This is a genomic window from Bacteroides ovatus, assembly GCF_001314995.1.
In the GTDB taxonomy this organism is placed as follows: domain Bacteria; phylum Bacteroidota; class Bacteroidia; order Bacteroidales; family Bacteroidaceae; genus Bacteroides; species Bacteroides ovatus.
The window spans coordinates 4,841,982-4,865,669 of record NZ_CP012938.1 but is presented as its reverse complement, the minus strand read 5'-3'; the positions used below and the strand labels follow the sequence as shown (position 1 = coordinate 4,865,669).

At 43.3% G+C, this 23,688-nt stretch carries 14 protein-coding genes; 6 read left to right on the top strand and 8 right to left on the bottom strand.

The window, feature by feature from the left end:
• Window positions 1-131 precede the first annotated feature (131 nt).
• Together Bovatus_RS18435 and Bovatus_RS18430 are read left to right on the top strand one after the other, a co-directional pair.
• Window positions 132-2,723, top strand: coding sequence for a helix-turn-helix domain-containing protein (locus tag Bovatus_RS18435; protein ID WP_052587967.1), 2,592 nt, complete (start codon window positions 132-134; stop codon window positions 2,721-2,723).
• Window positions 2,724-2,805: 82 nt separating this feature from the next.
• Window positions 2,806-5,286, top strand: coding sequence for a glycoside hydrolase family 31 protein (locus Bovatus_RS18430; RefSeq protein ID WP_004299725.1), 2,481 nt, complete (start codon window positions 2,806-2,808; stop codon window positions 5,284-5,286).
• An 804-nt stretch (window positions 5,287-6,090) separates the two neighbouring features.
• Here Bovatus_RS18430 and Bovatus_RS18425 read toward each other — a convergent pair.
• From Bovatus_RS18425 to folP, 7 genes are all read right to left on the bottom strand, one after another.
• Window positions 6,091-6,951, bottom strand: a complete 861-nt coding sequence (locus tag Bovatus_RS18425; RefSeq protein WP_004299723.1) for a TonB family protein — start codon at window positions 6,949-6,951, stop codon at window positions 6,091-6,093.
• A gap of 208 nt (window positions 6,952-7,159) precedes the next feature.
• Window positions 7,160-9,106 (bottom strand): glycoside hydrolase family 97 protein, encoded by a 1,947-nt coding sequence (locus tag Bovatus_RS18420; protein ID WP_004299722.1) that lies wholly within the window; start codon window positions 9,104-9,106, stop codon window positions 7,160-7,162.
• A 35-nt stretch (window positions 9,107-9,141) separates the two neighbouring features.
• Window positions 9,142-11,607 carry an alpha-L-arabinofuranosidase C-terminal domain-containing protein gene (locus tag Bovatus_RS18415; RefSeq protein ID WP_004299721.1) on the bottom strand — a complete coding sequence of 822 codons (2,466 nt, stop codon included), beginning with the start codon at window positions 11,605-11,607 and terminating at the stop codon, window positions 9,142-9,144.
• A gap of 320 nt (window positions 11,608-11,927) precedes the next feature.
• Window positions 11,928-12,905, bottom strand: coding sequence for a glycoside hydrolase family 43 protein (locus Bovatus_RS18410; protein ID WP_004299720.1), 978 nt, complete (start codon window positions 12,903-12,905; stop codon window positions 11,928-11,930).
• 45 nt (window positions 12,906-12,950) lie between these two features.
• Window positions 12,951-15,287, bottom strand: coding sequence for a beta-galactosidase (locus tag Bovatus_RS18405; RefSeq protein WP_004299719.1), 2,337 nt, complete (start codon window positions 15,285-15,287; stop codon window positions 12,951-12,953).
• A gap of 205 nt (window positions 15,288-15,492) precedes the next feature.
• Entirely contained in the window at window positions 15,493-16,257 is a 765-nt protein-coding gene (cdaA, locus tag Bovatus_RS18400; RefSeq protein ID WP_004299718.1) for a diadenylate cyclase CdaA, read from the bottom strand.
• Between the two features lie 11 nt (window positions 16,258-16,268).
• Window positions 16,269-17,135: a dihydropteroate synthase gene (gene folP / locus Bovatus_RS18395; RefSeq protein ID WP_004299717.1), complete on the bottom strand. Its 867-nt coding sequence runs from the start codon at window positions 17,133-17,135 to the stop codon at window positions 16,269-16,271.
• A 117-nt stretch (window positions 17,136-17,252) separates the two neighbouring features.
• Between folP and Bovatus_RS18390 the strand changes: the two genes are divergently transcribed.
• Together Bovatus_RS18390 and Bovatus_RS18385 are read left to right on the top strand one after the other, a co-directional pair.
• Window positions 17,253-19,268 (top strand): tetratricopeptide repeat-containing sensor histidine kinase, encoded by a 2,016-nt coding sequence (locus Bovatus_RS18390; protein ID WP_004299716.1) that lies wholly within the window; start codon window positions 17,253-17,255, stop codon window positions 19,266-19,268.
• A 77-nt stretch (window positions 19,269-19,345) separates the two neighbouring features.
• Window positions 19,346-20,641: a UDP-N-acetylmuramoyl-tripeptide--D-alanyl-D-alanine ligase gene (locus tag Bovatus_RS18385; protein WP_004299715.1), complete on the top strand. Its 1,296-nt coding sequence runs from the start codon at window positions 19,346-19,348 to the stop codon at window positions 20,639-20,641.
• Window positions 20,642-20,722: 81 nt separating this feature from the next.
• Here the strand turns inward: Bovatus_RS18385 and Bovatus_RS18380 are convergent, their stop codons facing one another.
• Window positions 20,723-21,115 (bottom strand): VanZ family protein, encoded by a 393-nt coding sequence (locus Bovatus_RS18380; protein WP_004299714.1) that lies wholly within the window; start codon window positions 21,113-21,115, stop codon window positions 20,723-20,725.
• Between the two features lie 103 nt (window positions 21,116-21,218).
• Between Bovatus_RS18380 and Bovatus_RS18375 the strand changes: the two genes are divergently transcribed.
• Together Bovatus_RS18375 and Bovatus_RS18370 are read left to right on the top strand one after the other, a co-directional pair.
• Entirely contained in the window at window positions 21,219-22,589 is a 1,371-nt protein-coding gene (locus Bovatus_RS18375) for a sodium-dependent transporter (protein WP_004299713.1), read from the top strand.
• Entirely contained in the window at window positions 22,589-23,506 is a 918-nt protein-coding gene (locus Bovatus_RS18370) for a helix-hairpin-helix domain-containing protein (RefSeq protein ID WP_004299712.1), read from the top strand. The genes Bovatus_RS18375 and Bovatus_RS18370 overlap by 1 nt, the downstream gene beginning before the upstream one ends.
• The last annotated feature ends 182 nt before the right edge of the window (window positions 23,507-23,688 follow it).

The window sequence follows — 23,688 nt, the reverse complement described above, 5'->3', positions numbered from 1 at the left end:
TCATAAAAGCCCAAAATTAAGTCAAAATGCCACTTTTTATCAGCTGAATGATAAATAACTGCCTTTAACAGATAGAAAAGTCGTGCTTCATAAGCCGACTTTTTTTATCTTTGTAATCTTGAAACATAGCCATGACTACCAATAGTTTGAGAAACATACGGATTCTGCTCTGCTTATTTTTCTGTTTCAGGATGGCACCGTTCATATATGCCGGTGAATTCCTGTTCACCACCATCAATGCGTCGCAAGGATTGAGTGATAACCAAATACGTTATATCCTCCAGTTGCCCGACGGAAGAATGGTATTCACCACCAGCGGTAATGTAAATCTATACGACGGTGTACATTTCAGCTATCTTCACCGCACCACGGAATACGTATATCCATTAAACCAATATAACGGGCATTACCGCATTTACCAGAGTGGGGATTCTCTGTTATGGATTAAAGATACTCACAAACTGATGTGCATTGACCTGTACAGAGAGGAATACATTCCTGATTTAGATGCTTACTTTAAGAACAGAGAGATACAAGCCCCCGTAGAAGACCTTTTTGTAGACGATTCAGGACACATCTGGCTACTCATAGCTAACGAATTACTGGAATTAAACAACAAGACCCGTATAACCTTGCCCGGCAAGTATTCCGGAAAATTGCAGGACCTGAATGCCGACAGTACCTCCCTATATTTATTCTATGACACAGGCGAAGTGTCCTGTTACCACATAGCCGACCAAAAAACCGTATACAACATAGCCGCTTATCCTGCATCCGAACAGGCTGAATATCAAAATACTTCTCTCGTCGTCAAAAGTGCAGACGGCTTCTATCAACTACGCAACGGGCGTAAAGGCGGTTTATTCTATTTCAATAGCCACGAGCGCACATGGAAAAAACTCTTCGAACAGAACTATACTCTCAACACCCTTATCATTACCCCTAATGGTGAGAAAGCCTATATCAGTTGCGTTCACGGGTTTTGGATGATTGACCTCCACACAGGAACACAAAAATACATCCCCCTATTGGAAACCGGAAACGGACAGATTGTCTCTACCGAAATCAGCACTGTCTTTCAAGACCGACAAGGAGGGTTATGGCTCGGAACTTTCAATCGGGGTTTATTATATCATCACCCGTCCATGCATAAACTGACTCATATAGGTCGCAATGCATTTCCCGTCTCCCCGGAAGAAGAAATCAATATTGAATCTTTCGCCGAAGATAAAGATGGAAATATCTATCTGAAAGCTCATTCCCGAATTTATCGACTGACAGCTAATGAACAAAAATCCTATGTATTAAAGTCAGCAGCTATCCCGTCTGTCTCTCCTGAAATACTGAATCGGTTGAACCCCAACAAGAACCATCATTTCAGAAATAAAGTATACAATACATTATATACCGACACACGCGGCTGGACATGGGCAGGAACTCCTGACGGGCTGGAACTTTTTACCAGCGAAAACGACTCTATCCCACGTATCTTCTATCGTGAAAACGGATTGAGCAATAACTTTATCCAGGGCATTATTGAGGACAAATATCGAGATATCTGGGTAACGACCAGTAACGGTGTCACACGCATCCACATAAATCCGGAGAATAAGAACATCAGTTTCACCCGGTTCAATCAGTTGGACGGTGCTTTGGACGGCGAATACATAAAAGATGCCGTATTCAGTTCTTCCGACGGCACTCTCTATTTGGGTGGTATTGATGGCTTTAGCATATTCCATCCCGACAAGGACTCCATTCATCCGATGCTTCCTGATCCGCCGGTTTTCACAGCCTTACGCTTGTATGGAGAAAAAGTGAATACAGGAAAAGAATATGGCAACCGCATCATCCTGTCCAAGGCTGCTCCTTATACAACCGAAATCGAACTGGACTATAACCAAAACTTCCTGACTTTCGAATTTTCAGCATTGAATTATATCAATCATGAACGCACATACTACCGTTATCAACTGGAAGGTATCGACCCGCAATGGATGAGTACATTTGCAGGAAGACAGGGAAATGCGACTGTAGGGAAAGGTCTTCTTCAAGCTGTTTACACCAATTTACCACCGGGAGATTATACATTCAAAGTCATGGCCTCGGACAATCCTCTTCAGTGGAACGGCAAAGTGACAGCTATAAAATTAACCATCCATGCACCGTGGTGGAAAACAACCACGGCTTATATCCTGTATGCAGTCATTTTATTACTGATTGCTTTCACCGGTATCCGATTGTATATCTATTGGAGCAGAAAGGAAATGGAACGCAAGCATAAAGAAGAGATTCTATTACTCCGTATCCGCAACCTGATCGAACAAAATAATTCTCTAACCTGTGGCATAGAAGAAACGTCTCCCGACCATCAGCAACAGGATACGGAAGAGTCCGCATTTCTGGCACAAGCCATCAAACTGGTGGAACAGAATCTGCACGTCAATGGCTATTCGGTGGAGCAACTAAGCCGCGACCTCTGTATGGAGCGAACGGGATTATACCGCAAACTGGTGACTATGCTCGATCAGTCTCCCAGCCTCTTTATCCGTAACATTCGTCTGCAACGGGCAGCACAACTGATAACAGAGGGCAAGCTAAGTATTACAGAAATTGCGGAACACACAGGTTTTAGCAGTTCCAGTTATTTAAGCAAATGTTTTCAGGAAATGTATGGATGCCGCCCGTCAGAATATGCCGAAAAAGCGAAGAAATCAACGTGATTACTGTTTGTTTCAACCTGATTGTTGTCCGTTTTGCTTGCCTCTGCCCTACTTTTGCTGCATCATAAAGTACTTAAAAACCATGAAAATGAATCTTATTAGAAAAGCCGGTTTCTTGCTTGTATGTGCAACAATGGTTGCAGCAGGCAATGGTACAGCACAAAATGTACAGCGTACCTCACAAGGTATCAAGTGTGCCACACAGGGGATGGATGTCAACGTAGAGTTTTATTCACCCTCCATTGTCAGGGTTTATAAGACGCCCAGTCAGAAATCTTGCAATAAAGAAAGTCTGGTCATTGTCAAAATGCCCGAGTCGACTCCTGTTTCTTTCGGTGAAAAGGGGAAAAATGTGACATTAAGCAGCCGTCTTATCCAAGTGGAAGTGAACCCGGAGACTGGTGGTATCCATTTTTTCGATTCGTCCGGGCAACGTCTGTTGACGGACAAGGATTACGGAACACAATTCACTCCTTTCAATGATGCAGGTGTTCCGTCTTTCAATGTCCGCCAGGCCTTTTTGCTGGATAAAGACGAAGTAATCTACGGTTTGGGACAGCAGCAGACGGGTAAAGTGAACCAACGCAATCAGAAACTGTTTCTCCGCAATCAAAATATGAGTATCTGCATTCCATTCATTCATTCCGTCAAGGGATATGCCCTTTATTGGGATAATTACTCTCCTACTACTTTCCTCGACAATCCGCAAGAGATGTCGTTCGACTCGGAAGTAGGCGATTGCGCTGATTATTATTTCATTTACGGCGGCAATGCGGACGGTGTAATAGCCGGAGTGCGCGAGCTGACCGGTCAGGCCCCGCTCTATCCGCTCTGGACACTGGGATTCTGGCAATGCCGCGAACGCTATAAAAGTCCGGACGAACTCTGCGAAGTAGTAGATAAGTACCGTGAACTGAAAGTACCTTTGGACGGTATCATCCAAGACTGGCAATATTGGGGATGCAACGAAAACTGGAACTCGATGAAATTCCAAAACCCACGCTATATCAACAAAATGGGTGATCCGGAATACATGAAATTCCTCCCGAACGGAGAAGACAGAAATGCTAATTATGGAACGCCACGCATCAAAAGTCCGAAAGAAATGATCGACTATGTACATAAACAGAATGCACATATCATGATTTCAGTATGGGCCTCGTTCGGTCCGTGGACAGAGATGTACCAGAAAATGGATAGCCTGAAAGCATTGCTTCACTTCGAGACATGGCCTCCCAAAGCCGGAGTAAAACCTTACGACCCGTTCAATCCGACAGCACGCGATATGTATTGGGCAGAAATGAAAAAGAACATCTTCGATCTCGGTATGGATGGTTGGTGGCTCGACTCTACCGAGCCGGATCATCTGGAAATCAAGGACAAAGATTTCGACACCCCCACTTATCTAGGTTCATTCCGCAGAGTGCACAACGCTTTCCCTTTGATGTCCAACAAGGGTGTATACGAACATCAACGTGCTACCACTTCCGACAAGCGAGTATTCCTGCTCACACGTTCGTCTTTCCTAGGACAGCAACGTTATGCGTCACATTCATGGAGCGGCGATGTAGTCTCTACCTGGGAAGTGATGAAGAAACAACTGGCGGCAGGACTAAATTACTCACTATGCGGCATACCATACTGGAATACCGACCTAGGCGGCTTCTTCGCATGGAAATATAACAATAATGTACACAATATCGCTTATCATGAATTGCACGTGCGCTGGTATCAGTGGGGAGCATTCCAGCCGATCATGCGTTCGCACAATTCCAGTCCGGTAGCTGTGGAAATATACCAGTTCGGCAAGAAAGGAGACTGGGCTTATGACGCACTCGAAAAATATACTCACCTGCGCTATCGCCTTTTGCCCTATCTCTACAGCACTTCATGGGAAGTTACCAACAAAGCGGGCAGCATCATCCGACCACTCATGATGGATTTTCCTAAAGATAAGAAAGTACTTGAGATGGATACAGAGTATATGTTTGGCCGTAATTTCCTTGTCCGCCCCGTAACTGATTCGCTTTATACATGGCAGGACGACAAACAGAACGGCTATCAGAAGAATATGAATAAGATAGGAAAGACAGATGTTTATCTACCCGCAGGTGCCCAATGGGTTGATTTCTGGACCGGAAAAAGCCTGAAAGGCGGACAAACCATCCAGCGTGAAGTGCCTATCGATATCATGCCAGTCTATGTCCGTGCAGGTTCTATCCTACCCTGGGGACCGGCTGTACAATATTCCACCGAAAAGAAATGGGATAATCTGACACTTCGCATTTATCCGGGCGCCGACGCTGAATTTACTCTTTACGAAGATGAGTTCGACAACTACAATTACGAAAAGGGAGCATACACTACCATTGCCATGAAATGGAATGATAAAGACCGTACCCTGACGATTAACGACCGGCAAGGTAACTACAAAGGAATGCTGAAAAATCGTAAATTCAACATTATCATTGTAGAACCGGGAAAAGGTTGTGGTGACGGTGATGCTACGACATTCGATCAATCTGTTTCTTATAGGGGAAAGAGAGTAGACTTAAAATTATAAAGTTTCAACTTTATTCCCACCATCTCACACTGGGGAAATAAACAGTAACCAATCGGTAAATTTCCCTCTAACACCTGTTTTTCAATTTTACAAGTACAGCCTTCACCCTTCACAATGCCCTATTCATCGGCATTAGCGGGTGAAGACTGCTCTTTCATCCGCCTTTCACCCTCCGTTTTCTTAACCCTGTATAATTCTTCTCCACCTGTTACTTCTAAAAACATATCTAACCTGTTTCCCACTCATTACTAACTAACTTCTTTTTCATTAATAACAAACTTTCTTTTGATTACTGGTAAACTTCTTATTACCAGTATGTAAACTTGTTTTTCATTAAATGCAATCTATAATTGCAAGTTGCGTTTATAAAAACAAAAGCTTTGATTATATAAATGCAAGTTTCATTTATATAATCAAAGCTTGCATTTATAGTTTTCTTATGATGCAAAGAAAGTTTGGTTCCTATACAAAGGAAGTTTATCCCTTATAGAAAAGAAGTTTTCCTATAATAGTCTGGAAGCTATCTGCTAACACTTCTTCTGCCAACTATAGATAAAAGATTTAGCAGACTAGACAATCTGTGAAAACCAGGGTAGAAAGGTGAAAGGAAAGTGAAAGCCTGCCCTTCACCCGCTAATGCCGATGAATAGGGCATTGTGAAAGGTGAAGGGTATTTTCTTGAATTTCCATAAGATCCCGCAACGATTCAAAACGGAACTTTCCGGGAACTATCGTTTCAAATAAGTCTTCTAAAACGAATGTACTCTTCCTTCAACAATGGCAAATCTATACAGAGAGAAATTATCAATCAGCCATTATCTTCACATCAGGCGACGGAACACGGAACCAATACTCCACCCATCGTTTTTCTTTATCGGGCATTGAGAAGGATAACTTAATCAGATTGTCGTGGAGACGTTCAACACTAATTTCATTCTCTGTTCCCGGAACGAAAACAGGATCGGACGATTTTCCCAATATCTCGACATACACGCTGTCTGAAGGCAAACGATACTCTCCCTGGGAAAATATAATGGCATTCGATTTCGCATCCCTGCCACGTGTCATGATGTTTATAAATGTTTTATCGGCAGAAATTACTTTTAAGACCGGTAATAATGCAATCCGAAAATCATGTGCACCGGGCTGCACAAGACAGCTTTGCCATACTCCCTCCAGACTCTTATTAGTGACTTCCTGACCGCTAGGGACAGTAAGTTCAGGAATATTCATATTCGGAGTATTGCCATTTTGCTTTTTCGACAGGCTGAACATTACAGGAATAGTGAAACGCACTTTGACAGCCTTGCCATCCGCCATTCCGGGTGACCATTTAGGCATTGTTTTCACCACGCGCAAAGCCTCTTCATCCAACAGGGGATCAACTCCTCTCACTACCTTTCCCTGTCCCGGTGTTCCATCTTCCATCACTACGAACTGGATAATCACCCGACCGGAAACTCCTTTCTTCTGGGCTTCGACAGGGTATTTTACGTTAGTTGCCAAGTATTTCATCATGGCTTGCATGCCTCCCGGAAACTTCGGCATCTCATCGGGAATTAAATAAACTCCCTCACTATCTATTCTGGGGACTGACTCTTTCTGTGCAAACAATGGCAAACACAGAAACAACGCTATGAAAAGACTTACTAGTTTGGTATGCATGGTTTTCCGTTTTAAGGTTGAACAATAAACGAAGATAACATCTTTACGCTAAAAGACCAACAAAAAAATCGTTTATTTTCCTCATACACAGCAGTTATTTATTGCACAATAAATACTGTTGCCACCAAGCCACAAGTAAATAACAAATAAAAATGTGAATTCGGGATAAGGGTATTTATCCCGAATTCACATCCAAAAGAAATATCATCTAGTTGTTCACCAATACAACACCTCCCTGTGGAAGGATTTCCAGTTGCACTTTTCCGCTTTCTTTTACTTTCAACGTCACAAGTTGAGGTTCTCCTTTTTTATCATCCTTATACAGAGAAACGGTTTTTCCGGCAAACATATCTAAATCCAGTTTCAACTTTACGATTTCTTTCCCGGCATTCACAGCAGCCAGATACCAGGTGTCACCGTGGCGACGTGCCAAGACTACATATTTTCCCGGATATCCGTCAATGAAACGTGTTTCATCCCACGTGGTAGGAACCGTTTTCATATAGTCCACACAAACAGGGGAAACATCTTTTAGGTTGTTGGGAGCAAGCGCAAAATTCTGTACCGGATTCTGGAATAATATGGTAGTGGCTAATTGAAATATATCAGTAGTACGGCGGGTAGTTCCTCCGTCATTGTTGCGATTCAGCCGTTTGTTCAGGAAACAACCACCGAATTCCATGCAACCCACCACGTTGCGGATAAACGGATGCAGACAGGCATTGAAAGCCTCTTCATCACAGAAGTGCTGGCCGAAAACCATATTTTCGGAGGCCAGTACAGCCTCGCTGCCTACATAGTTCGGGTACATACGTTCCCATCCGCGAGGGATGGTGCAACCGTGGAAGATTACCATCAGACCGTGGTCGTCAGCATCACTCAAAATATCTTCATACAGGCGCATCGTTTCCTGCTTGTCGCCACCAAAGAAATCAACTTTGATTCCTTTCACTCCAAGACTTTGCAACCATTTCATTTCACGTTTGCGGATAATAGCATTGTCCATGTGATTCACCGGCCCCTGCTCAATATCATTCCAATAGCCGGAAGAGCTATACCATAAGAAGAGTTCAACTCCTTTGCTTCGTGCGTATTCTATCAAAGATTTCATGCGGTCACGGCCGATGTTCATATCCCACCAGTTATCGATCAAGGCATACTCATACCCCATTGCAGCTGCAAAATCAATATAGCGCACCTGATCGTCATAGTTAATACTACCATCCTGCCAGAGAATCCAGCTCCATGTGCCGCGTCCGAAACGGTAGTCATGCTTCGTTTCATAAAGAGGACGTACGACATCCCAGATAACGGTTGTTTCCACAATCGGTTTCAAGGTTTCGCCAACAGTTATGGTACGCCAGGGAGTAGCACCGGGAAGGGCAAACGCCGGAGCAGAAGTTCCGTTACCGTTATTTTCTGCTGCCATCGGGAAAGCAACCGTATACAGATTACCTTCGCTTACATCGCTCAAACGAGAACCGCAATAACGACTGTCTACACCTGTTTCGCTGACTAATACCCAACCATCGTCACCGATACGGAACAGACAAGGGAACGTGTAGCCATGCCCGTACTGCGAACGGTCACTCATGGGAGCATCTGCCTTGTACTCTTCCTCATAACTGGGTTTGGTACGCTTCCAACCTATCATAGCATCGCTTTGCGGACATAAGAAAGTAGTTGTTTGTTGCGGAAAGCGAAAGCCGGTTTCTTCGGCAGTTACCGTTACACTTCCTTTTCCATCCTGACGCGGAAGAGTATAACGGAAAGCTACATCGTGATTGCTGACACGAAAGACTACATCTATTTTCTGCCCTTTCGGATTCTCAAAATTACAAATCAGTTCGTTTGCCTGATAATGCACCTTGGAGGTTTTAATACGATCCTGATGATAGACAGTGTCAATCGGAGTAACAGCGTGTCCTGTCAGTTTCATTCCTTTTGCAAAGTCACCGATATTCGTATTCATACCCAAAGGAGATTTCTCCAACATTGGCTTTCCATTGTAGGTAATCGAATAACTTGGCTTTTCGGCTGGAGAAGCAGATACAACCAATTGCAGTTTTTCATCCGGCCCTTTCACTACCACTTCCTGTGCTATCAGAGAAGTCAGACAGCAACTAGCCAGCAGGGTACTTATTATCTTCTTCATATTATTTATGTTGTTATTATCTTCACTTTTTTCTGTTATTTCTCATTTGCCTTCTTTATGCGGATCACCGTAAAAGAATAGGCAGGTAATTGATAGTCAAACTTTTCTGCTACTTCCATCGTGTCTTCAACAGGTAGCGGGGTATCGGTCGGTTTGCCGGTCAGTACGGTTCTTTTTGCAGAAGACTGTATAGCACCGATTCCGGAAAGGTCGACATTCGTATTCACCTCTACGGGAAGTAAATTGACCAGCTTCACAATCACGTCGCCACTTGCCGAGTCACGGACAATAGAAGAAGCAATGCGTTTCCGTACTTGATCGTCTCTATTATCAAGAGTGATCTTTGACGGCAAATATTCGTTTCCGGCATTCTGTCCGTAGAGTTTCTGAACATAGTAGCCGGTGGTAGGTTTCACTTCCCGGTTATTGAAGTAAATCAAATCCGGATTCCACTGGGTATGTCCTTCTTTAGCGAGAAGAGGGGCATAGGAAGTCATGTGTACAACATCTCCATTACGTTCCAAGGCTGCAAGATAAAGAGCTTCTGTCAGTGCTGTTTCGATATTCGCCTTTCGTCCCGGTATGTGAGTTGCATATTCGCCCAAGTATACTTTTGTCTTTTTCGAACGATCGTATTTGTCGTAGAAATCCTGGTTGTTCAGGAACCATCCCGGAGTCTGGTAATAATGTTCGTCGACCATCGGAATACCCAGTTTGTCCGCCAGTTTCCATCCTTCCACGTAGTCTGTACCCTCATTGAATGGTCCCACTGTACCGACAACAATCATTTCAGGATATTTTTCTTTGATGGCATTGAAGATCATCGTGAAGCGTTCTTCGAAGATATCAGTGATAAGATCTTCATTTCCGATACCGATGTATTTCAGATTGAATGGTTTCGGATGCCCGGCTTCGGCACGTACCTTTCCCCATTTGGTCTTCTTAGCGTCACCGTTTGCCCATTCTATCAGATCAAGAATATCCTGAATATAAGCTCCCATTTCGCTCATCGGGATACCACCTTGTTGTCCTCCTCTCAAGTCGCCGTGACAGGCAGAGTTCTGGCAAGGAACACCGGCCGCCAGCACTGGAAGCGGTTCCGCGCCAATATCTTCGCAAAACCGGAAATATTCAAAATAACCCAATCCCATGCTTTGATGGTATCCCCAAAGATTACGCTGTGCTTTTCTTGCTTCCAACGGACCTACTGTATTTTTCCATTGATAAATGTTTTTCAAGCCATCACCATGAGCCACACAGCCACCGGGGAAACGGATGAAACGGGGATGAATATCAGCCAACACTTGAGCCAGATCTTTGCGAAGCCCGTTCTTACGTCCTTTAAATGTATTCTGCGGGAATAGGGAAATCATGTCCAGATTCAATTCACCAACAGATTGAGGGATGATTTCGAGATGAGTGTCCGCAGTAGCTTTAGCAGTTATCACCGCTTTATATGTTTTCCATTGACGGGAAGACACTGTTAGAGAAGTTTCTCCACACACATTTCCTTTTCCATCTACCAGACGAACTTGCAATTTATTTGATTTACCCTGCGGAACACGGGCGAAGATGGAAAAATCATATTTCTCTCCGGTGTTCAGTGCGATTCCATCAAAACCTGTATTTTCTAATGCAGCTCCCGGTTGTTCTACATTCAGCACGGCATAATGTGGGTTATTGATATGAATAGGGTCGGTAGTATCAATAGTGAAAGTCGTTTTCTCTCCTTTCAGTGCCCAGGAATGAGTGCTGTTCCAGTTCTTATCTCCTTCCCTGTCCGAAGGGTCGTACTCGAAGTCGCGGTTTTGGATAAGTTCTGCATAGAGTCCTCCGTCTGCCGAATAATTGATGTCTTCAAAAAAAGCGCCCAGCAATACATCACTAATGGCTTTTGCGCCTTCCGGTTGTACAGTGACCGTTGCTTTTACAGGCTTCAAACCGGCAAAACGTTCTCCATCCTGTACCGGACGTTCTCCATGTAATGAGTTCCGATATTGATTCCAGCCATAATTTTTATCCAATCCATCCACCAAGGTCCAAACTACCCGGTTGATATTTCCTTTCTGCTCTTCTCCGGCAACAATAGCTTTCACTCTCACTCCGTCAAAATCCGGCGTAGTACGGGGATATTTCTGACTGGTCCAGTTGATTAAATCCTTGGAAGTAGCTTGGCCGTATCCATCATGGTCATTCAGTTTCCAGGTACAAATCCATTCGCCATCGGACGATTGTTTCAAATAAGGATCGAGCATTTTCTTCTGTGATCCCCAGCGGCTATAATCGCACCGGAGATATCCGTAGTTCCGGCCAATTTCAAACCAGTTTTCTTTATCTGTACTCCAGGCAAAACGGAGTCCGCTGCGTCCGTCGTCTCCGGAAGTTGCAAAAGAAAACAGATAAACCGAATCGGGTGTACTCGTCATTTCTTTGATTGCAGCTAAAGTGAGCTGCTGGAACGACAAAAACAAGACAACTAAAAAGAGGAATAATTTTCTCATGGTATATATTGCATTAAGATTATCAATCGCAAAGTTAAGATTTTCATCATTCTAACAAGCGTGTTTCATATAATAATTGGTAATTATACACTTAAAAATATATAAGAAACAAGTAAACAAGGGTAAAATATACACTTTTCCCCATACCGTATACTGTTTTCCTGGATTACAACTAGTTGAATCCATCTTATCAGAATAACTCAAAAGAAAACAAAAGGATGGGAATACTCACTGGGAAGCGAAGATTACCCGCCTGAAAAACAATTGGTTTAACAAATCAGGGACAGGTGTTTTTCTCCTGTCCCACGAGATATTTTAGTTCAGAAACCTTCGGGTTTGCCATAGGCCTTGAAGAGGCGTTTCAACTCTTTTGGGGTAATCGGTATGACAGTGCCATGGCGCGGATGGAAATCCATACTGATAGCATGGTCAATCACTTTGAAATGTTCCAGATCGGAACTTTCGGTAAACTGGTATTTACCTTTCGTATATACATCATACATCAAAATATACTTATCGGAACCAACCAGCGGGAAAATACCCGAACCTTCTACCGGATCCTTCGTCTGCTGTTTATAGTCATCCGATTCTGTCCATTGGCCGGAGGTTAGAGAGGAGGTAGTGGCCTTTTTAATTCCATTTCCATTCCCTTCCGTTTTGTAGAACAAATGATAGAGTCCATCTTTGTAAATAATGTCGCCGTCAATACATGATTTTTTGTTTTCCGGAAGAAACAGTGGCTTCGGTTCTCCTTCTATATCGGTAAAATCTTTGTTGGCATAAGCATAATAAATGATATCGGGACCATTGCCATGTTGCATGGACCAGTAAACCATGTACTTTCCTGCTTCCCTATCATAAATAGTTTGTGGAGCCCACACACGTTTCAGATCCTCCTGATTGGGATATTTTTTCTGGATATTCACGATATTGGAAGTCCAGTGTACAAGGTCTTTTGATTTCAATAATATCATGGCACGGTTAGAACTCCATCCATTGCCGGACACCATATCTGTCACCACCATATAAAATGTCTTCCCATCTTCACAGCGCAAGATATGGGGATCACGTACTCCACCTGTTGAACTAATCACACGGGAATCAAGTACCGGCTGATCTCCATTCAAGGCTTTATAATTATATCCATCGAGGCTAACAGCCATCCGGACGGCTTCTTCACTCATGCGATTGCCGGTGAAGTAAACAAACAGGTAAGCAGATTGCTGGCAATACCCAGTCAACACTCCCACAAATAGGAATGCGAAAAGAATTATATTTTTCTTCATATTCATCATCATTTCAATGCTTTTTCATCCATTGTTTTATTCTTGTTCATTCACTGTTTAGTAGTTGAAATCAGCAGGTTTCACATATACACGATATTCCTTAATCATACCCGGATACCCTTTTTCGGCACGAGGCAGATAGCGGAAACCGGTCACATTTTCCACTTTGCTCAAGTCAATTACCAATTGATGAGGATAAGGAACATTGTCCACTGTCATCCAGAAAGTGGATTCCTGCAAGTCGAATATCTTGTCGGCTGTACGGTTGCCACTACGCGTTTCTTCACTATCGGCATAACGAATCTTCCAATGTTCGCGGGATACCGGTTTACCATCAGCTCCCAGGACATCAAACTCTGCTATCGCTGCGATGTTATCATTTGCTTGTGGAGAAAGTGCTTCCAGACAGAAATAACGTCCTTTCACCGGAGTGGCAAATCGCACTTCCTGCCAGCCGTTACCCGGAGTGAAAGCTCCTTCATGGCCCACTTTCTCACCCGTCAGTTTCAGTTTTTCTCCATCCTTGCGGTGTGTTTCGGGAGCTTTTTCACGAAGCACATCGAGAATTGGTTTCTTCAAACCTTTGATGGAAGCCCGGGTAGGACCTTTCAAATCCAGAACGAGGATTTCATTCTCTCCTTCTTTCAGCCAGCACCCCGGCATAAAGAGAGTCTGCTGCGGACCGATTTCCCAGAAACGCCCCATTGCATGACCGTTCACCCAGACCATACCTTTTCCCCATGTACTCATATCCAGGAAAGTATCTCCTACTTTATCCAGTGTAAAGGTGCTCTTATAATAGGCAGGCATAGTCGGTAATATCTTTGTATCGCTATATTTCTTATCTTTTATAAAGGAATAATCTACCGGGAAGTTATATACAGTCCAGTTTTTCAATTCCTTAGTCTGGTTACCCGAAATAAGTTCCACTTTTTCAGTGATTCCTTTGCGGTCGTGGATGGATTTGTCAAAGTTAACACGTCCCATTGCTTCCACAAGAATATCCAGTTGTATGCCTTTTTTCAGCGCGGGCAGGGTCGTTGTAAATTCTCCCTTACGACGGTCCAAGCGTGCCAGCAGTTTACCGTCGGCATATATCTGCGCCCAGTCGTGCACTTCCGTAATTTTCAAAGTGGTGCCTGCAAGAGTCGTTTCGGGCAATGTGGTACGATACAGAATCGTTCCCCATCCCTGGTTGAATTGTTCCATCGGTTGAATATCCACCGTTTGTTTTGCCTCCGGCAGATTTGAGAAAAGCGGAGCCACTTTATGGAAGTGAAACTCGGGGATTTCAATAACAGGCAGAGCTGCGGGCACTGCGGGCAACGTCTCACCTGCCGGAAGATAGTTTTTCAACAAATCACGAAGCAAGAAAAACTTTTCGGTGGTCCATCCGGCTTCACTGATCGGAGCGTCATAATCATACGAACTGCACATAGCGGAATAAGCCGGGTTGTTTGCACCTCCCCAATGACCGAAAGTCGTTCCTCCGTGAGTCATATAGAGACTGAAAGAGATATTCCGGTCGAGCATATCCTTGATGCCCTGTACCATGTCTTTCGCAGGACGTGTTTCATGTTTCCGTCCCCAATGGTCAAACCATCCGCTCCAGAACTCACTACACATCAATGGAGTTTCGGGACGAAGCTCTTTCAGTTTCTTAAACTGCTGGTCGATATTAGCCCCAGTTCCGAAATTCACAGTCCAAATCAAATCGTCGAGTGCATTATTGGTAAAGTTACTGCTCCAGTCGCATTGAAACAGAGGCACATCAGTAAAACCCGATTCACGAACCAAATCACGTACGGCAGATACGTATGGTTTATCTGTTCCGTAAGAGCCATACTCGTTCTCCACCTGAACCATGATAATATTTCCTCCTTTATTCACTTGCAACGGAGCCAGTTGCTTACCGACCTCTTTCATAAAAATACCTACCCGTTCCATATAATAAGGATCAAGCGTGCGCAAGGCTACGTCTTTTTTCTTTAACAGCCACCAGGGAAGTCCCCCCATCTCCCACTCCGCACATACATACGGACCAGGACGGACAATGACATACATACCGTGTTTCTGTGCCGCACGGCAGAAAGCTGCAATATCATTCTGACCGGAAAAATCAAACTTTCCTTCTTCCTGTTCATGGATATTCCAGAAAATATAAATACAAATAGTATTCATGCCTAATGCCTTGCACATCTCAATGCGATGTTCCCAATAAGCTTGCGGGATGCGGGTGTAATGCAACTCGGCAGCCTTCACCACAAACGGTTTTCCATCCAGCAAGAATGTGTTCTTGCCTGCCTCAAACTTCCGTGCAGTAGTTTGCGCCTGTGCAGTACTAAAGAAAATAACTGTAAAAAGTACCAGTAAAGCAATCAATCTGTTTTTCATGGTTTATTCAAAAATAGAATTTTAATAGTATACGGCAAAGGTAGGCGATTCACCTAAAAAGGAGGGCATAATTATCATTCAAAAAGGGTTGGAAATAAAGCAAAATAGCGCCAAATAGCAGATAAAACAACAATGGTCGGAAGATGAGAGGCATTTTACCATGCTCATCTTCCGACCATTTGTCCGGTATGTGATTACAATAAAATCAGTTTTCTTTTGTCAATAGACTTTCCAGTTCTTCCGCATTCAGGCGGAGGTAGAATTGTCCGCGATAGGCTACGGAAATACCGCCTGTTTCTTCCGAAACAATAATAGCATGAGCATCCGACTGTTGAGAGATTCCCATTGCTGCGCGATGTCGCAAGCCAAGTTCTTTCGGTATATTCAAATCATGGGATACAGGAAGAATACATCCTGCCGCCTTGATACGTTTTTTACTGATTACCATTGCGCCATCGTGTAACGGACTATTCTTGAAGAATATATTTTCGATTAAACGTTGGTTGATCGCCGCATCAATCAGTTCGCCCGTACGGACAACTTCGTCTAAAGGAACGTTATGCTCAATGACAATCAATGCGCCGACTTTTTGCTTCCCCATATTCAAACAAGCCATTACCACCGGCATGATATCGTCATGCTTCAACGACTCTTTTTTCGAACCGTTAAAAAGACGGGCCAGTGCGCTGACATGTCGGTGAGATCCCAAAGTCAAGAGGAAACGGCGTATCTCATCCTGAAAAAGAACAATCAACGCGATCACACCCACATTCATCAATGTGTCGAAAATAGAGCCCAACAGTTTCATCTCCAGCACTTGCGTCACCACCAGCCAGATCAGGATAAAAACCAGAATTCCGGTGAACACCTTGATAGAACCGGAAGCTTTCATCAGTTTGTAGGTATAGTACAAAACAAAAGCTACCAGCAGAATATCGATAAAATCTTTTATGCCAAACTCAAAAAACATGCGCCCTCCTCTTATTTGTCATATCCACTCTCTATTTTTAATTTCTCTGTGATCCGGACGGCTTCCACCGCTTCACGCACATCATGCACCCGCAGGATATGCGCTCCTTTCATTAACGCAACAGTGTCCAATACGGTTGTCCCGTTCAATGAATCTTGCGGGGTTCCTCCCAACAATTTATAAATCATTGATTTCCGTGAAACTCCCACTAAAACAGGAAGTTCGAAGATATGAAACTCTTCCAGATGTGCCAATAGTTCATAATTATGTTCCAGTGTCTTTCCGAATCCGAATCCCGGATCGAGAATGATATCTTTCACTCCCAAGTCGCGAAGTTGCTGCACTTTACGGGCGAAATACAGGAAAACATCTTTTATCAGATTATCATAAGACGGTTCTTTCTGCATATTTTGGGGAGTTCCCTGCATGTGCATCATTATATAAGGTACTCCCAAGTCGGCTACTGTCTGAAACATCCGGTGATCCATTTCACCGGCAGCTATGTCATTAATAATAGCCACTCCATATTCTTTCACACATTCTTCCGCCACATCAGCCCGGAAAGTATCAACGGAAATAATGGCTTCGGGATGATTACGGTTCAGAATCTCCAAACCGGTGCGCAGTCTTCGCATCTCTTCTTCAGCAGAAATATGTTCGGCATTCAGCCGTGAAGAATAGGCTCCTATATCAATTATTGAAGCACCTTCATCAAGTATCTGCCGGGCCCGGGCAGCAATGTCTTCTTCAGTCTGCATCCGGCTGCCGGAATAAAAAGAATCGGGAGTAACATTTAAAATTCCCATCACCTGCGGAGTAGCAAGATCGAGCAACCGCCCTTTTACATTTATATAAATAGGAGATATAGGTTTCATCATTGACAACATTCCTTTTAGATCGCCTACAAATGTAGATAAAAAAAGCAAGTATTCGTACTAAAAAGAAGAAATAAACGTATATTTGCAAACTATAGAAGAACCCGAAAAATTCATACCATGAGCCGATTAACCCTATTTCGCGTAGGATTTCTTTTCCTCATTTTGTTCTTTACCACTACTGCTAAAGCTCAAAAAGAGGCTGAAACCTTCAATGTTGACTCTACTCTCTATGAATATTATCAACGTTGTCAAGAATGCTTATTAGAGCCTGTTGTACTTAATATGTCCGACACTTTATTCCGAATGGCCGGCGAACGGCAGGACGAACGAATGCAGGCAGTAGCCATAGCCACTCAACTGGATTATTATTATTTCCAGGGAACCAATGAAGACAGCGTAATCCACTATACCAACAAAGTAAAAGAATTCGCCAAGGCCACTCATCAGCCTAAATACTATTACTTCGCATGGGCGAACAGATTAATCACCTATTACCTAAAAACAAGCAGAACAAACATAGCACTTTATGAAGTGCAAAACATGTTAAAAGAAGCTCAAGAAGAGGATGATAAGACCGGCCTCTCCCGTTGCTATAACATCATGTCGCAAATCTACACCATCAAAAGATTCGATTCAATGGCGTTCGAGTGGCGATTGAAAGAAATCGAACTGACTGAAAAATACAAGATCGAAAACTACAACATCTCCCAGACCTATGCCCAGATAGCCAACTATTACATCAACCAGAAAAAGCAAAAAGAAGCATTAGCTGCTGTGGAAAAAGCCATTGCGACTGCCAATTCCTCTACGCAACAAATATCTGCCAAGTTGGAATTTGTAAACTACTACAGCAAGTTCGGCGACTTTCAAGCTGCCGAAAAATTACTGAAGGAGTGTCAGGCGGCATTTGAACAGGACAAAAGACTGGAGTCTATCAAAAAGAGACTGTATAATATAGAATGTTTATACTACCAGCAGACCAAACAATATCAGAAAGCGCTGGAAGCCGCAAAGATGCAGGAAAAAGAAGAACGTCGTTTAAGCGAAAGCATACTTAGCAGCATCCATTACCGCACACAGGGAGAAATCTACCAAAAGATGGGAAATATGAACCTGGCGGTCAAATATCTGCAAATGTACATCAACACGGATGACTCTTTGAAAATAGCCAATGAACAAGTGTCCAGCAGCGAATTCGCCACCTTATTAAATGTAGAAAAGCTCAATGCCGAAAAGAAAGAACTCATGCTTCAAGCACAAGAGAAGGAGTTGCATAATAAAACAACCTTGATTATTTCATTGATTATTTTATTAGGTATCTTATTCATATTCCTTTATAGAGAAAATTTCCTGAAACGCAAACTGAAAGTTTCGGAAGCCGAACTCAAAACAAAGAATGAGGAACTTACGGTGTCGAGGGAAGAATTACGTAAAGCCAAAGACATAGCGGAAGCGAGCAGCCGGATGAAGACAACGTTCATCCAGAGCATGACCCATGAAATCCGTACACCGCTCAACTCTATTGTAGGCTTCTCGCAGGTGTTAAGCGATCACTACAGCAATAGTCCGGAAACACAGGAGTTTGTCAATATTATCAAGAGCAACAGTAACGACTTGCTCCGACTGGTCACTGACGTGCTCGCTCTGTCGGAACTGGATCAATATGAGCAACTGCCCACAGATGATGAAACAGATATGAATACGATCTGTCAACTTGCCTCTGAAGTGGCCAAAGACAACAGGCAAAAGGATGTGGAAGTTCTGTTCGAACCTGCAAAAGAAAACCTGCTCATACGCAGTAATTCGGAACGCATATCACAGGTGTTGAACAACCTGGCACATAATGCCGCCAAATTTACAACTCATGGCAGTATCCGCATAGCTTATTCCGTACTGGAAGCTGAAAAGAAAATTGAAATCAGTGTCACCGATACAGGAACTGGTATTCCGAAAGATCAGCAGGAGGCGGTATTTGAGCGTTTCTACAAAATGAATTCTTTCACACAAGGCACCGGTCTCGGACTGCCGATATGCCGGAGCATTGCCGAGAAGTTAGGAGGCAGCCTCCGGATCGACTCTTCCTATACGGACGGATGCCGGATGATACTGACTCTTCCTTTGGTATATGCCTAAGTAAAAATCTGTCCGAACTCCCATCAAATCCGAAAGAATAGCCTATCTTTGCAGCGTTTTAAATAAAAGATCAGGTTATGAAACTTTCTGCTCTTTACCAGATTTTTCTGGATTGCCAATCAGTAACTACTGATAGCCGGAACTGCCCGGACGGTTCTTTGTTTATCGCCTTGAAAGGTGAGTCATTCAACGGTAATGCATTCGCAAAACTAGCGCTAGACTCTGGATGCGCATTTGCCATTATTGATGAAGCCGAATATGCCGTAGAAGGTGATAAACGATATATACTTGTAGACAACTGCTTGCAGACAATGCAGCAACTTGCCAACTATCATCGCCGCCAACTCGGAACGCGTGTGATCGGTATTACGGGCACTAATGGGAAAACGACCACCAAAGAATTAATTTCCAGTGTTCTCTGCCAAGCCCATAACGTGCTTTATACTTTAGGTAATCTCAACAACCACATCGGTGTACCGACCACCCTATTGCGTTTGAAACCGGAGCATGACCTTGCTGTCATAGAGATGGGTGCCAATCATCCGGGAGAAATCAAGTTTCTTTGTGAAATAGCCGAACCGGATTATGGTATTATCACCAATGTAGGTAAAGCTCACTTGGAAGGATTCGGTTCTTTCGAAGGGGTGATTAAGACTAAAGGAGAGTTATATGATTTCCTCCGTAAGAAAGATGCCATCACCTTTATTCATCACGATAACGCTTATTTGATGAATATCGCGCAGGGATTGAACCTGATTTCTTATGGAACTGAAGATGATCTCTATGTCAACGGACAGATTACTGACAATTCGCCTTATCTCGCTTTCGAATGGAAAGCCGGTAAGGACGGTGAACGCCATCAGGTTCGCACACAGTTGATCGGAGAATATAATTTCCCGAATGCCCTGGCTGCCATCACTATCGGACGTTTCTTCGGAGTGGAAGCGAAGAAGATTGATGAGGCTCTGGCAAGCTATACGCCACAGAACAATCGCTCCCAACTTAAAAAGACAGAAGATAACACGCTTATCATCGACGCATATAATGCAAATCCAACCAGCATGATGGCTGCTTTGCAAAACTTCCGGAACATGACAGTCCCCCACAAGATGCTCATATTAGGAGATATGCGCGAACTGGGTGCTGAAAGCCCGGCCGAACATCAGAAAATCGTTGACTACATAAAAGAAAGTGGTTTTGAGAAAGTATGGCTCGTAGGAGAACTGTTTGCCGCAAGCGAACATTCTTTCAAAACGTACGCCAATGCGCAGGAAGTTATAAAGGACCTGCAAGCTGACAAACCCAAAGGGTATACCATTCTTATCAAAGGCTCTAACGGAATCAAACTTAGCTCAACGGTAGAGTATTTGTAAACGGAAAAATAAACTAGTGAACAGTAAATGATAAACGGTGAATATTGGATGCAACCATTATTCACCGTTTCTATTTTTCATTCACTGCTTATTCATCATTCTGGGGCGTACGACATAATAGGCTATTAAACTAGCCAGAATCGCTCCCGTAGTATTAGCTGCAAAGTCCAACCAGTCTCCACCCCGGTAAGTAGTGCAATATTCCTGCAGTAATTCCACACAACCACTAAAAAGTATAGGGCAAAGGAATGCGCCTACCCATGCATGCCACATCGGAGCATTGTCTCTGCGATGTGCACGCAAAAATTCCAGCCACAGCATTCCCGACATACCAAAATACATACAAACATGAACCAGTTTGTCGAGGTTGGGAATTTCATCTAAATCCGTCTTAGGCGGTTTAAAGAACGACAGATAAATCACTGTCAGAATGATAAAAAGCGAGATCGGATATTTCTTAATATAAGATAGCATATCTAAATAATATTACAATTTTCGTGCAAATATAAGTATCATTTTCTATATTTGCGCTCTAAAACGTATATTTTATAACGATTTGTAAGATAAAACAAGATTTATGGCAAAAAATGATAGAGCAAACTTCGGCAGTAAATTAGGAGTCATACTCGCTTCTGCCGGCTCTGCAGTCGGATTGGGTAATATATGGAGGTTTCCCTATGAAACAGGAAACCATGGAGGCGCTGCTTTTATATTGATCTATTTAGGCTGCATTCTTCTTCTGGGATTGCCTATTATGATTGCCGAGTTCCTGATAGGACGCCGTTCAAGAGCTAACACAGCTAGAGCGTATCAGAAATTAGCACCTGGAACACATTGGCGTTGGGTAGGACGCATGGGGGTATTGGCAGGCTTCCTGATACTTAGTTATTATGCTGTAGTAGCAGGATGGACACTCGAATATATTTTTGAAGCTGCTACTAATGGCTTTGCCGGAAAAACCTCCGGAGAGTTCATATCCTCTTTTCAACAATTCTCCAGCAGCCCATGGAGACCGGTTGTATGGTTGGTGGCATTCTTGTTGATTACTCATTTCATCATTGTGAAAGGGGTAGAAAAAGGAATCGAAAAGTCCTCCAAGATCATGATGCCTACCTTGTTTATCATTATCCTCATACTGGTTGTTTGTTCGGTCACTCTGCCGGGAGCCGGTGCAGGTATCGAATTCCTGCTCAAGCCCGACTTTAGCAAAGTGGACGGAAATGTATTTTTGAGTGCCATGGGACAGGCGTTCTTCTCATTGAGTTTGGGAATGGGATGCCTTTGCACGTACGCCTCCTATTTCAGCAAAGAAACCAACCTGACTAAAACAGCTTTCAGCGTAGGAATCATTGATACCTTTGTGGCGATACTAGCCGGATTTATCATCTTCCCGGCAGCTTTTTCCGTAGGCATACAACCTGATTCTGGTCCGAGTCTGATCTTTATCACCCTGCCTAATGTATTCCAACAGGCATTTAGCGGAGTTCCCATACTGGCATATATATTCTCTGTCATGTTCTACGCGTTGTTGGCAATGGCTGCTTTAACTTCTACTATTTCCTTGCACGAAGTAGTAACCGCTTATTTACATGAGGAGTTCAACCTCTCCCGTGGAAAAGCAGCAAGGTTAGTCACCGGCGGTTGTGTCTTCCTCGGAATATTCTGTTCATTATCACTGGGAGTCATGAAAGGATTTACCGTTTTCGGACTGGGCATGTTCGACCTCTTCGACTTTGTTACAGCTAAAATCATGTTACCACTAGGCGGATTGTGCATCTCCCTCTTTACCGGATGGTATCTGGACAAGAAGATTGTATGGTCGGAGATTACCAATGACGGTTCATTAAAGGTACCGGTATACAAACTCATTATCTTTATATTAAAATATATGGCACCAATCGCCATCTCACTGATATTTATCAATGAACTGGGATTAATCAAGCTATAATGTGGAAAGACTTCCTTTATTATACTAAAACTGAACGACAAGGCATTATCGTCCTTGTCGTTCTTATTTTAGGAGTATATGCCGCCCCTAAACTCTTCTCCTTTTTCACACACGCTGAAGATACCGACTGCAGAGAGAACGAGAAGTTCGATAAGGAATACAACGACTTTATTTCCTCCCTCCGGGAAACCCAACCTCACCAAAAGTCCGGTCATTCTTTTCAATCATCCCCTCAAAGGGAAATCAAACTTGCGGTGTTCGATCCGAACATCGCAGACTCTACTACTTTTCTTTCGCTTGGGTTACCATCCTGGATGATAAAGAATATCCTGCACTATCGCTATAAACAAGGTAAATTCCGCCACCCGGAAGATTTCCGAAAGATATATGGACTCACGGAAGAACAATACCAGACTCTTCGTCCTTATATACAAATTACAGAAGATTTCAGTTCGACAAATAAAGACACGGTACGATTGTTAACCACACCAAGCATACAACGGGACACCCTTGTGAAATATCTCCCGGGAACTATCATCAGCCTCAACTCCGCAGATACCACCGAACTGAAGAAGATTCCGGGAATCGGAAGCAGCATTGCCCGGATGATTGTGAATTACCGCGAACGGCTGGGAGGCTTTTTCCGAATAGAGCAGTTACAGGAGATTCATCTAAAGGCAGAGAAACTCCGTCCGTGGTTTTCCATTGACACCCATCAGACACGCCGCATCAATGTAAATAAAACCGGTATGGAACGAATGATGCATCATCCATACATAAACTACTACCAAGCAAAGGTTATCATAGAATATCGGAAAAAGAAAGGATTCTTAAAAAGTCTGAAGCAATTATCTCTCTATGAGGAGTTCACTCCTATTGATCTTGAACGGCTAGAGCCCTACATTTGTTATAATTAATAAAAAAAAGATGCATTCCTATCACACCAGACAAGAATGCATCACACACAAACAAAACAAACACTCTACTATCATCTTCACAGACTTCCGTAGAGAAGCGACTATAAATATATAGCTAAAAGATAGAACACTTGCAAGGCTCTACCTTTTTGGTATACATTTTTAGAAATTAGGTTCTCTAA

What these genes read in the sequence shown, in the direction of transcription:
- Bovatus_RS18435 (WP_052587967.1), top strand. Translation starts at nt 132, where the DNA reads ATGACTACCAATAGTTTGAGAAACATACGGATTCTGCTCTGCTTATTT.
- Bovatus_RS18430 (WP_004299725.1), top strand. Translation starts at nt 2,806, where the DNA reads ATGAAAATGAATCTTATTAGAAAAGCCGGTTTCTTGCTTGTATGTGCA.
- Bovatus_RS18425 (WP_004299723.1), bottom strand. Translation starts at nt 6,951, where the DNA reads ATGCATACCAAACTAGTAAGTCTTTTCATAGCGTTGTTTCTGTGTTTG.
- Bovatus_RS18420 (WP_004299722.1), bottom strand. Translation starts at nt 9,106, where the DNA reads ATGAAGAAGATAATAAGTACCCTGCTGGCTAGTTGCTGTCTGACTTCT.
- Bovatus_RS18415 (WP_004299721.1), bottom strand. Translation starts at nt 11,607, where the DNA reads ATGAGAAAATTATTCCTCTTTTTAGTTGTCTTGTTTTTGTCGTTCCAG.
- Bovatus_RS18410 (WP_004299720.1), bottom strand. Translation starts at nt 12,905, where the DNA reads ATGATGATGAATATGAAGAAAAATATAATTCTTTTCGCATTCCTATTT.
- Bovatus_RS18405 (WP_004299719.1), bottom strand. Translation starts at nt 15,287, where the DNA reads ATGAAAAACAGATTGATTGCTTTACTGGTACTTTTTACAGTTATTTTC.
- cdaA (WP_004299718.1), bottom strand. Translation starts at nt 16,257, where the DNA reads ATGTTTTTTGAGTTTGGCATAAAAGATTTTATCGATATTCTGCTGGTA.
- folP (WP_004299717.1), bottom strand. Translation starts at nt 17,135, where the DNA reads ATGATGAAACCTATATCTCCTATTTATATAAATGTAAAAGGGCGGTTG.
- Bovatus_RS18390 (WP_004299716.1), top strand. Translation starts at nt 17,253, where the DNA reads ATGAGCCGATTAACCCTATTTCGCGTAGGATTTCTTTTCCTCATTTTG.
- Bovatus_RS18385 (WP_004299715.1), top strand. Translation starts at nt 19,346, where the DNA reads ATGAAACTTTCTGCTCTTTACCAGATTTTTCTGGATTGCCAATCAGTA.
- Bovatus_RS18380 (WP_004299714.1), bottom strand. Translation starts at nt 21,115, where the DNA reads ATGCTATCTTATATTAAGAAATATCCGATCTCGCTTTTTATCATTCTG.
- Bovatus_RS18375 (WP_004299713.1), top strand. Translation starts at nt 21,219, where the DNA reads ATGGCAAAAAATGATAGAGCAAACTTCGGCAGTAAATTAGGAGTCATA.
- Bovatus_RS18370 (WP_004299712.1), top strand. Translation starts at nt 22,589, where the DNA reads ATGTGGAAAGACTTCCTTTATTATACTAAAACTGAACGACAAGGCATT.